The following is a 14392-nucleotide window of genomic DNA, read 5'->3' as shown; positions in this document are numbered from 1 at the left end:
GCCCCTCCGCCCGGGCCTCCGTCACGGCCCGCGGGACGTCCGGGGGAGACCGGGAAGGGACCCGAGGGCGACCCGGCGTGCTCCTCTAGCGCGGCGCCCACACGGCTTGGTGCTCCTCGGCCGCCCTGCGCGCCGCCAGCAGGGCCTCCTCGCCGATCTCGTCCGCGAGCAGCCGCCGTACGGTCTCCCGCATGCCGGCGACGAACCGCTCGCCCAGCGGGGTGAGCGCACCGGAGCCGGCCAGTGTCTCGACGGCCTCCGCCGTCTGGTCCCGCCACCGGGCGAAGTGCGTCTCCGCGGCCCGGGACCGCTCGCCCGTGGTGCTCCGCCACTGCGCGCGCCAGAAGTCGATCACCGCGAGATGGGCGTACGTGCCCTGCAGCAGCCCCTCCAGCGGACGTGGGTCGGGGCGCCACGGCGCGTAGAACAGGCGCTCGCAGGTCGGGTCGTAGAGGTCCGTCAGGTCGAGCAGCGCCCCGAGCTTCACGTGCTGGAACTCGTGGACGAGCAGCAGGGCCAGCCGTTCCGGTCCGGCGGGGAGGGCGATGGCCACCGCGCCGAAGGCGTCGCGCGCCGCGGAGCTGATGTCGGAGCCGTCGGGGGAGGGCCGCAGCGGCGTGATCACCCGCAGGCCGGAGGCGATCCCCGGTGCGTAGGCGGGCAGTTCGCGGCGGATCCAGTCCCAGGCGTCGAGGAGGTTGGTGCGCCAGGCCTCCGCCTCGTCCTCGGTGAGCCGGGTCCGCGCGGGGTGGCCGTGGCAGTCCCGCAGCGGGTCCGTGTCCTCGACGGTGACCGCCCAGCCGTCCAGCTCGTGGCGCCGGCTGCCGTGCCAGCCCTCGGGTCCGGTGCCCTTCGAGGGGAGGACCAGGTCCCGTCCGGCGGCGGTGACGGTGAAGCCGTCGCCGGACACGCGCACCCCCGCCTCGGTGGCGTCCTCGACCGCCAGGGTCCCCAGGGTCGGCAGGCGCAGCACGCCGTCGTGCACGGGGACGGTGACGCGGGCCGGGCGTCCGGCGCGCACCGCGGCGGCGGCGGCGATCTCCGCGACGCCGCGCATGGCCGCGGTGCCGCCGTCGCCCGCGTCGCCCCGCAGCACCTCGACGGCCCAGGGGCGTACGTAGGGGTGGGCGAGGACCGTGTCCACCGACTCCTGTGCCGCGGTGTCCAGCGTGGCCAGCGTCTCCCAGGCCCTCTCGCCGAGGGAGTCGTGCGGGCTCTGTCGCCAGACGGCCGCCAACAGCTCGCGGTTGACGGCGAGTTGGTGGCGGGCCAGCAGATCGACGGTCCCGGCGGTGCCGAAGCCCGCGGCGAGGTCGGTGAACTGGCTGTCGCTGAGCGGGAGTTGCTCGTCCATGTCCCGGTCCCGGATGTCGGTGATGAGGCGCAGCAGGTCGGCGCAGTAGACGGAGGGGTTCATGAACCCGCTGCCGGACCGGTACCGGTGGGCGTAGAGCCCGCCGCCGCAGGACCGCACGACCGGGCAGGCGCGGCACTGGTCGCACAGCCCCTCCAGCCCCTGCTGGCGGGCCACCACCCCGGGATGGGCGGCCACCTCGTCGAGGGTGTGGGTGTGCACGTCGAGACCGGTGGCGGGTGCCCCGTCGTACGCGGTCTTGAGCGAGTCGGCCTGTTCGAACGTGCCGTCGGTCTCGATCACGGCGAGGTCGGAGGGCGCGAGGCCGAGCGACTCGGTGAGGCTGAGGCCGCCGTGCAGGGTGCTGAGGACGGAGTCGAAGAGGCGTACGTCCATGGGGCGGCCGTCGGCGGTCCAGCGGTCGTAGACGGCCAGCAGCCAGTCCGCGTAGGGGGTTTCACCGAGGCCGGGTCCGCCGGGGGTGAGCGGCGGCTCGTCCCAGGTGGCGTGCGGGAGGAGGAAGTCCACGCGGGGCGGGGTGAGTTCGGCGAGCGCCTCGTACACGGCGACCGGCTCGTTGCGGACGTCCACGGTGCACAGCAGGCCCGCGAAGAGGTGGCGGTAGCGGGGGCGGTTGAGCAGGGAGACGGCGCGCACGACCTTGTCGTGGCTGCTGCGTCCGTCGCGGTAACGGCGGTGGAGGTCGTTCGCCGCCTTGTCGCCGTCCAACGAGATGCCGACCTTGATCCCGAACTCCGCGAACAGTTCGCAGAACCGCTCGTCGAGGGTGACGCCGTTGGTGTGGATCCGCAGGTCTAGGGCGCACACCCCGTCCAGGGCCCGGGTCAGCTCCTCGGCCGCGGTGCGCAGCCTGGCCCGCCCGGCCAGCAGGGGTTCGCCTCCGTGGAGCACCACGTGGACGGTGTCCAGGCGGTGGGCGGCGGCGTGTTCGGCGATACGTTCCGCCGTGGCCTTCAGGACCTCGTCGGACGCCACCATGGGCCGACCCTGCCAGCTCTGGTCCGCGTGCTCGAAGACGTAGCAGTGATCGCAGGCGAGGTCGCAGCGACTGTGCATCTTGAGCACGAACTGGCGTAAGGGGAGCGGTGGTCGGCCCATGGCTGACATACGTGTGGTGACTGCCCTCGGGCTCAGACGGAGGAGTTGAAGGCCGCGACCGCCACCCGGCCGGGGCCGCGCCGCTCGACGCCGTTCGACACGACACGGGTGAGAGCGGGAGAGGCGGCGCCGTTACTCTGCGCAGCCAGGCGTACCAGTGAGATCCGTTCCGGGCCGACGGCGGCCGTCTTCCCTGGCTCTTCGACCGCGGAGTCGTGGGATGCGTTCATGCGGACCTCATGTTCTTGTGCGTAAGCACGGACGGGAGTGAAGCCTTAGGTCTAACTAAACGTGCCCACGGGAAAACCGCCTGTTGAGATCGGGCCAGAACGCATCACGGCCGACGGGCGGTCTCAGGTGTCCCGTCGGCCACTGATCACGAGCAGACGACTACCAGCAAAGCGGGGAGTCAGCCAAACGTGACACGCTTCACACTCCAGGTGGGTGTCCGCGATACACGTCTTTGGCGGCACCGAGGTCAGAGCGCGGGTACGCCGTCAATTCGCAGGTCATGAGGATCGCCAACCGGCCGTGCGCGCCCGGCGATAATCGGTGAAACTTTACCGAGATTTGGTAATGGCCGCTGCGGACATGTACGGCAAAAGGCGGTTTGTTTCTACGTCCGGGGCCCGGGAGCGCATGACGGCGCCCCGCCCCCGCGTGGACGCACACGAGCGCGCCCCCGGTGACCGCCGATGTCCCCGGCACGCCTCCAGTGGCTCTGGACGCGCCGTTGAGGACCTGGCCGATTTCCGCCCCGAATCCGTCACTCCGGGTGACGAAACCGATCCGCGCACCCGGTGTTCTGGACGTACCCGACGCCCCTTTGGTTCCCGTTCCCCGGACTCCGGCGGTTCCCGTCCCGGGCTCCGGCGGTTCGCACCTCGAAGCTCCGGCCGGGCTCCAGCGGTTCGCGCGTCCGCCTCCAGCGCTTCCGCCCCCCGGCTCCGGGACGGCCGCCGCACGGACGCCCGCGTGCCGGTGCCGTTCCGGCTGCCCCGGGCCCCTCAGCCCGCCCGCATCCCGGCCGCCTGTCCCCGGCGGACGCCGCTTCCGGCGCCCGCGGACGGCACCGACCCGACTCCGGGGACCCGGCGCTCCTCCGCCCGCCGGGCAGCGGGCCCCATCGCGTACGACGCCGCCAGCGTCACCCCGCCGAGCAGTAGCCAGCCCGGTGTCCCCCACCCCACGAGCAGCGCCGTCAGGACCAGTGGGCCCAGGGTGCGGGCCACCGTGACGCCCGTGCCGAAGAACCCCTGGTACTCGCCCGTGCGGCCGGCCGGTGCCAGGTCGAAGGCCAGCTGCCAGGAACCCGCGGACTGCTGCATCTCGGCGGCCACTTGGAGGATCGCGCCCGCCACCAGCACCGCCGCCGCGACCCACGGCGCCGCCCCCGCGGAGAGGGCGAACACCGCGCACGACGCCAGCATCACGAACCCCGAGCGCCGGATCGCGCGGGTGGCGGAAGCGACGCCGGTGACCGCGCGGGACACCCGGACCTGGAAGACCATCACCGCCCCGGTGTTCAGCACGAACAGCGCGGAGACCAGCCAGGCGGGCGCGTCGGTCCGCTCGGTGATCCACAGCGGGACACCGAGGCTGAGCAGCGGCATCCGCAGCAGGAGCACGGTGTTGAGCAGGGTGACCAGCGCGTACGGGCGGTCCCGCAGGACCCCGGGGCCGCGCACGTGCCCGGTACCGGCGGGCGGCACCGGCGGCAGCCGCAGCAGCACCGCCGCGCACAGCAGGAAGCTCACCGCGTCCAGGGCGAAGACCGCGAGGTACGCGCCCCGGGTCCCGGCGTGCAGCGCGAGCCCGCCGAGACCGGCGCCCACCGCCAGACCGGCGTTCAGCGTCGACTGGAGGTGGGCGAGCAGCCCGGTCCGCTCCCCGGCGGGCACCAGCCCGGCCAGCAGCGCCTGCCGCGCCGCGGCGAGCCCGGACTGCGCGGAGGTGTAGACGCACGCCGCGACGAGGAAGGGCAGGAAGCCCCGGACGACGAGGAAGGACGCCACCGCCGCCGCGGTCGCGAGCGCCAGCAGCACCGCCGTGCCGCGCGCCCCGCGCCGGTCGGCCAGCCGCCCCAGGGGGACGCCGACGAGCGAGCCCACTCCCCAGGCGACGGTCAGCCCGAGGCCCACCCGCCCGGCCGGCAGTCCGACGACGTGCGTGAAGTACAGCGCCGAGGTGACGTAATAAGCGCCGTCCCCCACCGAGTTGCTCAACTGCGCGGCGGCGAGCACCCGCCGGGGGCCGGGCGGCGGGACGAGGCGACGGCCCTTGCCGGGGCCGTGCGCCGGATGCGGGGACCGGGCGGCGGAGTTCGTCATGGTCTCGACGCTATGGGCCCGCCGGACCGCTCGACAGGCCCATTCCGGCGCCCTGTCACTGGTCCAATCAGGCGGCGCCGCTCTCCCTCACCTCGTGGACGCGCGCCCGCGCCGCACCCCGCCCAGCACCCGCCCGAGCGCCTCCAGCGCCTCCGGGTAGACCCGCTCCCGGGGCGTCCCGTAGCCGACGACCAGTCCCTGCGGCCGCCCCTCACCCGGCGTGTGCCAGTGGTCCCCGAGACGCCCGACCGCGAGCCCTTCGCGGGCCGCGCGGTCCAGGACCTCCGCCTCGTCCGGCACCTCCACCAGGGCGTGCAGCCCGGCCGCGATCCCGCGCACCCTCCGGTGCGCCCCCAGCAGCGAGACGAGCTGGTCCCGGCGCCGCCGGTAGCGCAGCCGGCAGGCCCGCACATGCCGGTCGTACGCGTGAGCCGTCACCATCTCCGCGAGCGCCAACTGCCCGATGGACTCGGTGTGGTGGTCGCTGTGCAGCTTGGCGTCGGCCACCGCGTCGACCAGGTGCGGCGGCAGCACCATCCAGCCCAGGCGCAGCGCGGGACCGAGCGTCTTGGACGCCGTGCCCAGGTACACCACATGCCCGGGCGCCATGCCCTGGAGCGCGCCCACCGGCTGCCGGTCGTAGCGGAACTCCCCGTCGTAGTCGTCCTCGACGACGAGCCGGCCGTGCGCGCGTGCCCAGTCGGTGAGCGCCCGCCGCCGCTCGGGATGCAGGGTCACGCCGGTCGGGTACTGGTGCGCGGGCGTCACGACCACGGCGTCCTCGTCGCCCAACTCGGCCGCGCAGAGGCCCCGTTCGTCGACCGGCAGCGGCACGACCCGCCCGCCGGCCCGCCGGACCACGTCCCGGTGGAAGGGCAGCCCCGGGTCCTCCATGGCGACCACGCCGCCGTCCAGGACCCGCGTCAGGAGCGCGAGCCCCTGCACGTACCCGGACGTGATCACGATCCGCTCGGGCGGCGCGATCACGCCCCGGGCCCGGCCCAGGTACTCGGAGAGCGCCGTGCGCAGCTCGATGCGGCCGCGCGGATCCCCGTAGTCGTACGCCATGGAGGGCGCCGTCGCGATCGCCCGCCGCAGCGCCCGCAGCCAGGCCGCCGCCGGGAACGTGCCGACGTCGGGGCTGCCCGGCCGCAGGTCGAACCGGGGCGCACGCGTGTGCGGGTCGTCCGCGGCGGGCGCCATGCCGTCCGTGGGCAGCGCCGCCACCTCGGTGCCCGAACCCTGCCGGGCGCGCAGGTAGCCCTCGGCGACCAGCTGGTCGTAGGCGGCCTTGGCGGTCCCGCGCGACATGCCCAGCTCGGCGGCGAGCCGCCGTGTCGCGGGCAGCCGGGTGCCGGGGGCGAGCCGTCCCTCGCGCACGGCATCCCGCAGCGCCCGCTCCAGTCCGGCCCGGCGTCCCCCCGCCGCGTCCGGCTCCAGATGCAGGTCCACACCGACGCCGGACCAGAAGTCCTCCACGAAAAGCCGCCCCCCTGGACACACGTAGACATACGAACGGCCGGGCACCTTCCCGGTACCCGGCCGTCTTCCCGTACAGGCCGTGCGAACCCCTGGCTCAGGCCTTGAGTGCCGCCATCCACGCCTCGACCTCGTCGGAGCGGCGCGGCAGCGCGGCCGACAGGTTCCGGTTGCCGTCCTCGGTGACCAGGATGTCGTCCTCGATCCGCACGCCGATGCCGCGGTACTCCTCGGGGACGGTGAGGTCGTCCGCCTGGAAGTACAGGCCCGGCTCGACGGTCAGGCACATGCCCGGCTCCAGCGTGCCGTCCACGTACGTCTCGGTGCGGGCCGCGGCGCAGTCGTGCACGTCCATGCCGAGCATGTGACCGGTGCCGTGCAGCGTCCAGCGGCGCTGGAGGCCCAGCTCCAGGACCCGCTCGACCGGCCCCTCGACGAGCCCCCACTCGACGAGCTTCTCGGTCAGCACGCGCTGCGAGGCGTCGTGGAAGTCGCGGTACTTGGCACCCGGGCGGACGGCCGCGATACCGGCCTCCTGCGCCTCGTACACGGCGTCGTAGATCTTCTTCTGGATCTCGCTGTAGCGGCCGCTGACCGGCAGCGTGCGCGTGACGTCGGCGGTGTAGAGCGTGTGCGTCTCGACGCCCGCGTCCAGCAGCAGCAGGTCGCCGGAGCGCACCGGGCCGTCGTTGCGTACCCAGTGCAGCGTGCAGGCGTGCGCGCCGGCGGCGCAGATGGAGCCGTAGCCGATGTCGTTGCCCTCGACCCGCGCGCGCAGGAAGAAGGTGCCCTCGATGTACCGCTCGCTGGTGGCCTCGGCCTTGTCCAGGACCCGTACGACGTCCTCGAAGCCGCGCACCGTCGAGTCGACGGCCTTCTGCAGCTCGCCGGCCTCGAACTCGTCCTTGACCAGGCGGGCCTCGGAGAGGAAGACCCGCAGCTCCTCGTCGCGCTCGGCGGTCACCTTGTCGCTCAGCGCCGCCTCGATGCCGGCGTCGTGGCCGCGGACGACCCGGACCGGTCCGGTGGCCTCGCGGAGCCGCTCGGGCAGCTCGCGGACGTCGGACGCCGGGATGCCGTACAGCTGCTCGGCCTCGGTCAGCGAGTGCCGCCGGCCGACCCACAGCTCGCCCTGGCCGGAGAGCCAGAACTCGCCGTTCTCGCGGTCGGAGCGGGGCAGCAGGTAGAGGGTCGCCCGGTGCCCGTCCGTGGCCGGCTCCATCACCAGGACGCCGTCCTCGGTCAGGTTGCCGGTGAGGTAGGCGTACTCGGTGGAGGCGCGGAAGGCGTACTCCGTGTCGTTCGAGCGGGTCTTCAGGTTGCCCGCGGGCACCACCAGGCGCTCGCCCGGGAAGCGCGCCGACAGCGCGGCACGGCGGGCCGCCGTGTACGCGGCCTGCGCGATCGGCTCCAGCCCGCGCAGCTCCGTGTCGGCCCAGCCGGACTTCATGTTCTCGGCGAGCTCGTCGGACACGCCCGGGTACAGGCCGTTCTTCCGCTGCTTGATCGGCTCTTCTTCGCCCGCTTCGTCAGCGGCATCGTCAAGCACGGCTTCCGGGGTCTCCGGTGTGAGCGCCTCCGACACGGTCTGCCTCCTCGTTACGACTCTGGACCACCCCCCATCGTACGGTCGTACGGAAGGGGGCCCAGGGCCATAGGACCTGTTACCCGCGGGGTCACGCACGGTGGTGCGCGCGTGCCGTCCGCGGAGGTCCCGGCAGGCTCACTCGAAGCGGGCGGCCAGCAGGACGACGTCCTCGTCGCTGTCGGCCTCGTCGAGACCGTCCGGCAGCACGGTCCGCAGGACGTGGTCGGCGACCGCGCCCGGGTCGCCGCGCAGCGCCCTCGGGACGCCGGCGGCGGCGGCGTGCAGCCGGGCGAAGGCGCGGTCCATGGGGTCGCCGGTGCGGTGCAGCAGGCCGTCCGTGTAGAGGAGCACCGTCTCGCCTGGCCGGGCGTACATCTCGACGCTCGGCGCCTCCCAGCAGGCGAGCATCCCGAGCGGCGCCGACACGGACGTCTCGACGAACTCCGTGCGCCGGTCGCCGATGACCAGCGGCGGGCTGTGCCCCGCCCCGGCCAGCGTGATCTTGCGCAGCGCGGGCTCGCAGTAGGCGAAGAGGGCGGTGGCGGAGCGGGCGGGCTCGGTGAGCCGCAGCAGCAGCTCCAGGTCGGACAGGACGGCGACGGGATCCTCGCCCTCCATCACGGCGTAGGCCCGCAGCGAGGCTCTCAGGCGCCCCATGGCGGCGACCGCGCTGGGGCCCGCGCCGGTGACCGAGCCGACGGCGAGGCCGAGCGCCGCGTCCGGCAGGGGCAGGGCGTCGTACCAGTCGCCCCCGCCGCGCGGTCCGGTGCGGTGGCGGGCGGCGAGCTGGACCCCGGCGACCCGGGGCAGCCGCGGCGGGAGCAGCTCCTCGGAGATCGTCGTCATGCACGCGCGTGTGCGCTCCAGTTCCACCAGCCGGGCCAGGTGCTCGGTGGCGTAGCGGGCGTACAGGCCGATGAGGTGGCGCTGCCGCTCGACCGGTTCGGCGGGCTCGTCGTAGAGCCATACGGCGGCGCCCAGCCGCTCACCGGCCTCGGTGGACAGCGGCAGGGCGTAGCTGGCGGCGTAGCCGAGGCGGGCGGCGACCTCGCGGTGGCGCGGGTCGAGCCCGTCCTCGCCGAAGAGGTCGGGCTGGGCGATCTCGCCCTCGCCGCCGGGCAGTCCGTCCAGGATCCTGCCGTACGCCATGCTGCTGCGCGGGACGGTCTCGATGTGCCCGAGGTCGGCGCGGGCCAGGCCGAGGCCGATGGTGGTGTCCGGGCCGAGCCCGTCGCGCGGTTCGAGGACGACCAGGCCGCGGCGGGCGCCTACGAGGGTGGCCCCGGCGCGCAGGAGTTCCTGGAGGGCTTCGTCGAGCGACGCGGTGCGCGCGAGCCGCTCGGTGAGTTCGTGCAGGGTGGTGAGGTCGGAGACCCAGCCGGCGAGGCGGTCCTGGAGGACGGCTCCTGGGCCGGTGGGGGGCGGGACGGGAGGGGCCTCCGTGGGGGCGGGCGCGGGCGCGACAGTGTGTGCGGGCGCGGGAACCGTGGAATCGATTCCGGCCACTTTCGGAAGGTGAGGGGCGTTCATGGCATCCGGCTTTCCGACCGGTGCGTTTTGCTCGATAGCATCGCAAACCCCCATGTCATTCTGCGCCGCTAGCAGTGTCTCCACATGTACACGCACTCGTGAGGGGATGTCCAGCATTGTCCTGCTGGGATTCCTGGTGTCCGTGAGACACTTGCGGAAAAGCGAAGTTGGCTTAAAACTGCATCGGGTAACGGGTTATTGAGGTCGACTGGCCTTGCTCGACGGAGCGTCACAGCGGTCGTGATGGGTACGTACTCGGTGAAGGTCAGGGGTGGATCGGATCCACTCGGAACCTGGCAGCGGACCCGGGCGTCTTAACCACCGACGACCGTGCCCCATCCTCCCGTGGCGGAGGCGGCTGGACATATGCGCGACGGTAAAACGCCAGGCGCCGCCACCCCACGCCATGCCCATGCTTTTGCCAGACGCGGTATGGGTGTGGATGCAGCCAACGTTCGGCCCATAGGGGTTCCCCTTGCCTCGCGCAGGGGTGTGATGCGCCAGCAGGTACGCACAGTGAAGAGATCGACACATGGTGTGATGTGATCCTCGGTGTTGCCAGGCGTGCAACGGAAAGGAACGAGCGCTCATGCGCGAGATCCTCGGAAGGCGACGCAGGCTCCTGTCCAGGCGGAACAACCGGAGCCCTGAGATGCTCAGCGCGGCCCTGACCTTCGCGACCGAATGGCAGTGGCCCGTACTCCCGGGAGTGGCGCCGGACCCGCGGGGGCGGGCCGGCTGCGGATGTCCCGACCCGGAGTGCACGGTGCCAGGTGCCCATCCCTTCGACCCCGGCCTCCTCGCGGCCACCACCGACGCGCGCATGGTGCGCTGGTGGTGGGGCAACCGGCCCTCCGCACCGATCGTGCTGGCCACCGGCGGCGCGGCCCCCTGCGCGGTGAGCCTGCCCTCTCTGGCGGCCGCCCGCGCGCTCGCGGCACTCGACCTCATGGGCATGCGCCTCGGCCCGGTCGTCGCCTCCCCCTCGCGCTGGGCGATCCTCGTCGCGCCGTACTCCCTGGAGCAGCTCGGCGAGCTGCTGTACGCCAAGGACCACGTCCCGGGCTCCCTGCGCTTCCACGGGGACGGCGGCTACATCGCGCTGCCGCCCTCCGAGACCGGCCAGGGGAAGGTGCGCTGGGAGCGGGCTCCGCTGCCGGGCTCGGCCGCGCCCTGGGTACCCGATGTGGAAGCCGTCGTGGACGCGGTCGTGGAGGCTCTCACTCGTACGGGTGTGAGCGCGCCCGAGTTGTAGGGGTGTCGGGCGCGCGGCGAACCGGGCGTCCCCTCCGGGCCGTTATGTTCCCTCGTATGCTGCGTCACTCCGGCGGACGGCCCCCGGACACCCGAAGAGTCCGCCTGCTCGCACTCGTCGGCTTCGTGGCGGCCGTGATCGCCCTTCCGCTCGCCGTGGCATCCGCGGGACCCGTCGGTGACGGCGGTCCCGCGGCCGTCCGCGCCCCCGTCCGCGACGACGCGAAGCGGGCGGCCCCCGCACCCTCGCGCTCGCCGCTGCTGCTCGGCCTCGGCCTCGCCACCGCGGCCTCCTGCGGTCCGGAACTCTCCTCCCCCGACGGCATCGAGGCGCAGACCTGTGTCCTGCGGCAGGGACAGGAGACCTGGGCGCGCACCTACTACCGCAACGCGACCGGCGAGGCGCTGAGCGCCGTCCTGACCCTCCTCGCGCCCGGTGGCCGCACCGTGCAGATCCACTGCGCCGTGGACGCCGGGGACGAGCCGGAGACGTGTGAGACACCCAGGGAGCGCTCGACGGACGAGCCGGCGTCGTACTCGGCGGTGGCGGAGTTCGCGAGGAGTGCGGGACGAGGGCCGCTGCTGCTGCGCTCCGGGAGCAACTCGGCCCGGCCGTAAGGCCGTTGGCGACAAGTGCGGAGCGGGGCGCCGACGGGCCGGCGCGGGATGCCGGAACCGGGCCATGAAAAGACCCGGTTGCTGGCGACGGGGGATGCACCAGCAACCGGGCTACGGGAACGGTAACAAGAGATCGGCGGTTCGCAAATTCGAACTCGGCTATTCAGACACCGATTTCCGTGCCAGGACCGGGAGTTGTGACAGGAGTCACCCCTCCCGGCGGACCTGACGAGCTGACCGGTCGGTCAGCGCGCCGCGGTGTGTCAGCTGAGCGTGACCTGTCGGTTGGTGAGACCGCCGCGTGCCCGGCGCTCGTCCGCGGTGAGCGGCGCGTCCGTCGCCAGGGCGGCCGCCAGACGCTCCGCGAACTCGGCCGCGGGCTTCTCGATGTCGTCGGCCGTGACCTCGCTCGGCAGGTCCCAGACCGGCACCGTCAGGCCGTGCGCCCGGAAGGAGCCGACGAGACGCGTGCCCTCGCCGAGACCCGATCCGCCCGCCGCGTGCAGCCGCGCCAGCGCGTCCAGAAGTTGCTCCTCGGGGTGCGGCATGACCCAGCGCAGGTGGTTCTTGTCCGGGGTCTCGCACCAGTACGCCGCGTCGACGCCGGAGAGCTTGACGGTCGGGATGGCGGCCGCGTTGGCCCGCTCCAGGGAGGCGGTCACCTCCGGCGTCGCGTTCTCCGCGTCCGGGACCCAGAACTCGAAGCCCGAGTGCACGACCGGCTCGAAGGCGCCCTCGGGGTCGAGCACGTCCTGCAGGCGCGGGCCGTCGGCGGGGGCGCGGCGGCCCTCGACCGGCGTACCGGGCGGAGCCGTCAGGGCGCGCCGCAGGGTGTCGGCGAGGTCGCGGCTGATGTCGCCGGAGGCCGTGTCGTTCTGAAGGCCGAGCAGGACCGAGCCGTCGTCGCGGCGCAGCGCGGGCCACGCCATCGGCAGCACGGTGGCGAGCGTGACCGAGGGGACGCCCTCGGGCAGGCCCTCCTTGAGGGTCAGCTCGACGGTCGCCGCCGGCACCAGCTCGCGCAGCGCGACCCAGTCGCCCTCTCCGGGCAGGCCCTCGAAGGGGCGCTGCACCAGCTCGGTGACCGCGTGCGCGGCCGCCCGGCCGTGACAGGCCTTGTACCGCCGGCCGCTGCCGCAGGGGCAGGGCTCGCGCGCGCCTACCACCGGGACGGATCCCTCAGCGCCTGCGGCGCGGGCCCCGTCCTTCAGCTGCGGCTGCCTGGCCTTCGTCTGGGGTCGCTTCTTGGCCATCGTGGGTGTCTCCCGGTTACGGCTCGTCTCGTACGGGCGCGAGCCTAGCCGTTCGTACGACGAGGGACGGGACCCTGTGGACAACGCACCGGGTCGGCACGGAGCCGGTGCGTCGTCCACGGGGTGCCGGTCCACGGGCGCCCCGTGCCCGGAGCGCGACTTCCGGCCGGGGCGCGGCCTCGGCCGGACCCGGTCTCCCGCGGGACCCGGCGTCCTGCTCCGGGCCCCGGGGCGGTTCCTCAGTCCAGGTCGTCGAACACGTCCGCGAAGTCGAGTTCGGGGACGCACGACACGTGCGGTGACGCGACGCGCGTAGCGAAATCGTCACGCCGGTGCGCGCTCAGGACGTCGTCCTGGACGACGACCCACACGGTGACCTCTCCGCGGGTGTCGTCGCGGACGCCCCAGTCCTTGGCGAGCGCCGTGATGATGTTCAGCCCGCGGCCGCCGCGTGCGGTGACCGAGGGCGTGGCCGGAACCGGGCGGGTCGGACCACCGCCGTCCGTGACCTCGACCGTGAGCCGCCCCGCCGGATCGACGCGCCAGGCCGCGCGGACGTCACCGTCACCCGCCATGGCGTCGCCCAGCGGACGGCCGTGACGGCACGCGTTGCTCAGTAGTTCGGAAAGGATCAGTACGGCATCGTCGATGACCGGTTCCGCCACTCCACCGGACCGCAGCTGGTCCCGCATCCGGTGTCTCGCTTGTCCCACGCCCGCAGGGCCATGGGGTACGGCCATGCTCGACGACGTGGGCACCTCCTGTGCCACCACCAACGCCACCCCCGAGACCTCCTTTGCCCCACGCCACGGTGTGAATGCCCTCTTGGACTGGACCGGAAACCGGCCAACACACGTCTGCTGACGCACTCGTAACGATCGAATACGGAACGAACGCGCCGGTGCACTCCCTGTGACGAATGGCTGGTTGTCGGTGGCGGGTAACCGGGGTGCCGGGCCGTTTCGTCAGCGGCCCAGCCGGTCCAGGACGGCGCGCGGACGGTTGGTGATGATGGCGTCGACGCCCAGGTCGGCGCAGAGGTCGACGTCCTCGGCCTCGTTCACGGTCCACACGTGCACCTGGTGGCCGTTCTTCTTCAGCCGCTCGACGTAGCCGGGGTTGCCGCGCACGATCCGCATCGAGGGGCCCGCGATCCGGACACCGGCGGGCAGCCGTCCGTCGCGCAGCCGGGGCGAGACGAACTGCAGCAGATAGACCGTCGGCACGTTCGGGGAGGCGGCCCGGACGCGTTGCAGGGAGCGCGCGGAAAAGCTCATGACGCGCACCGGGGACTCGGCGGCGGTCTCGGGTGCGTCCAGGCCGAAGCGCTTCAGGAGAACGAGGAGGCGCTCCTCGACCTGTCCCGCCCAGCGGGTGGGGTGCTTGGTCTCGATGGCCAGTTCCACCCGGCGGCCCGCGTCGGCGACGAGTTCGAGCAGCCGCTCCAGGGTGAGGACGGAGGTGGCCTCCGGGTCGCCGGGGCCGTGCTCCCAGTCCGGGGCCTCGTCGCCGTTCTTCCAGGAGCCGAAGTCCAGGGCCGCGAGGTCGGCGAGCTCCAGCGCGGAGACGGCGCCGCGTCCGTTGGACGTGCGGTTCACGCGGCGGTCGTGGACGCAGACGAGGTGACCGTCCGCGGTCAGCCGCACGTCGCACTCGAGGGCGTCGGCACCGTCCTCGATCGCCTTCTTGTACGCGGCCAGCGTGTGCTCGGGTGCCTCTTCGGAGGCGCCCCGGTGAGCGACGACCTGGATCGGGTGCTGTCGTGCGAGGGTCACCGCGTCATGGTGCCACCGCCGAGGGGTGGACGTGCAGGCGGAGACGTCAGGAATACATTCGTTTTGTCTTAACCGTCCGATATAAAGGATGG

General features: G+C 73.2%; 11 protein-coding genes. 2 read left to right on the top strand and 9 right to left on the bottom strand.

Annotated elements, in window-relative coordinates; all coding sequences use genetic code 11:
* Positions 1-85: 85 nt before the first annotated feature.
* The 6 genes from ACZ4VA_RS32805 to ACZ4VA_RS32780 all read right to left on the bottom strand — a co-directional run bounded on the left by ACZ4VA_RS32805 (position 86) and on the right by ACZ4VA_RS32780 (position 9517).
* Positions 86-2482: an FxsB family cyclophane-forming radical SAM/SPASM peptide maturase gene (locus ACZ4VA_RS32805; protein WP_468083608.1), complete on the bottom strand. Its 2397-nt coding sequence runs from the start codon at positions 2480-2482 to the stop codon at positions 86-88.
* A 23-nt stretch (positions 2483-2505) separates the two neighbouring features.
* On the bottom strand, positions 2506-2703 hold the full coding sequence (fxsA, locus tag ACZ4VA_RS32800) for an FxSxx-COOH cyclophane-containing RiPP peptide (protein ID WP_355790202.1): 198 nt from the start codon (positions 2701-2703) through the stop codon (positions 2506-2508).
* A gap of 777 nt (positions 2704-3480) precedes the next feature.
* Entirely contained in the window at positions 3481-4803 is a 1323-nt protein-coding gene (locus ACZ4VA_RS32795) for an MFS transporter (RefSeq protein WP_468083606.1), read from the bottom strand.
* An 87-nt stretch (positions 4804-4890) separates the two neighbouring features.
* Complete coding sequence (gene pdxR, locus ACZ4VA_RS32790) at positions 4891-6282, bottom strand: MocR-like pyridoxine biosynthesis transcription factor PdxR (RefSeq protein WP_389390177.1); 1392 nt, start codon at positions 6280-6282, stop codon at positions 4891-4893.
* A gap of 97 nt (positions 6283-6379) precedes the next feature.
* Entirely contained in the window at positions 6380-7867 is a 1488-nt protein-coding gene (locus tag ACZ4VA_RS32785; protein WP_388904847.1) for an aminopeptidase P family protein, read from the bottom strand.
* Positions 7868-8005: 138 nt separating this feature from the next.
* Positions 8006-9517: a PP2C family protein-serine/threonine phosphatase gene (locus ACZ4VA_RS32780; RefSeq protein WP_355789499.1), complete on the bottom strand. Its 1512-nt coding sequence runs from the start codon at positions 9515-9517 to the stop codon at positions 8006-8008.
* Between the two features lie 472 nt (positions 9518-9989).
* Here ACZ4VA_RS32780 and ACZ4VA_RS32775 point away from each other — a divergent pair, with 472 nt between their 5' ends.
* Together ACZ4VA_RS32775 and ACZ4VA_RS32770 are read left to right on the top strand one after the other, a co-directional pair.
* Positions 9990-10655, top strand: a complete 666-nt coding sequence (locus tag ACZ4VA_RS32775) for a bifunctional DNA primase/polymerase (protein ID WP_355789502.1) — start codon at positions 9990-9992, stop codon at positions 10653-10655.
* A gap of 56 nt (positions 10656-10711) precedes the next feature.
* Entirely contained in the window at positions 10712-11272 is a 561-nt protein-coding gene (locus tag ACZ4VA_RS32770) for a hypothetical protein (protein WP_468083603.1), read from the top strand.
* A gap of 263 nt (positions 11273-11535) precedes the next feature.
* Here ACZ4VA_RS32770 and ACZ4VA_RS32765 read toward each other — a convergent pair whose 3' ends face one another.
* The 3 genes from ACZ4VA_RS32765 to ACZ4VA_RS32755 all read right to left on the bottom strand — a co-directional run bounded on the left by ACZ4VA_RS32765 (position 11536) and on the right by ACZ4VA_RS32755 (position 14300).
* Positions 11536-12525: a DUF5926 family protein gene (locus ACZ4VA_RS32765; RefSeq protein WP_355786639.1), complete on the bottom strand. Its 990-nt coding sequence runs from the start codon at positions 12523-12525 to the stop codon at positions 11536-11538.
* Between the two features lie 239 nt (positions 12526-12764).
* Entirely contained in the window at positions 12765-13307 is a 543-nt protein-coding gene (locus ACZ4VA_RS32760; RefSeq protein ID WP_388904848.1) for an ATP-binding protein, read from the bottom strand.
* Between the two features lie 183 nt (positions 13308-13490).
* On the bottom strand, positions 13491-14300 hold the full coding sequence (locus tag ACZ4VA_RS32755) for a glycerophosphodiester phosphodiesterase (protein ID WP_356163643.1): 810 nt from the start codon (positions 14298-14300) through the stop codon (positions 13491-13493).
* Positions 14301-14392 lie beyond the last annotated feature (92 nt).

It is taken from the genome of Streptomyces sp. NPDC028308, assembly GCF_055565855.1.
Note: the sequence above shows the minus strand (reverse complement) of the source record. Positions and strands in the feature narration are given on the sequence as shown.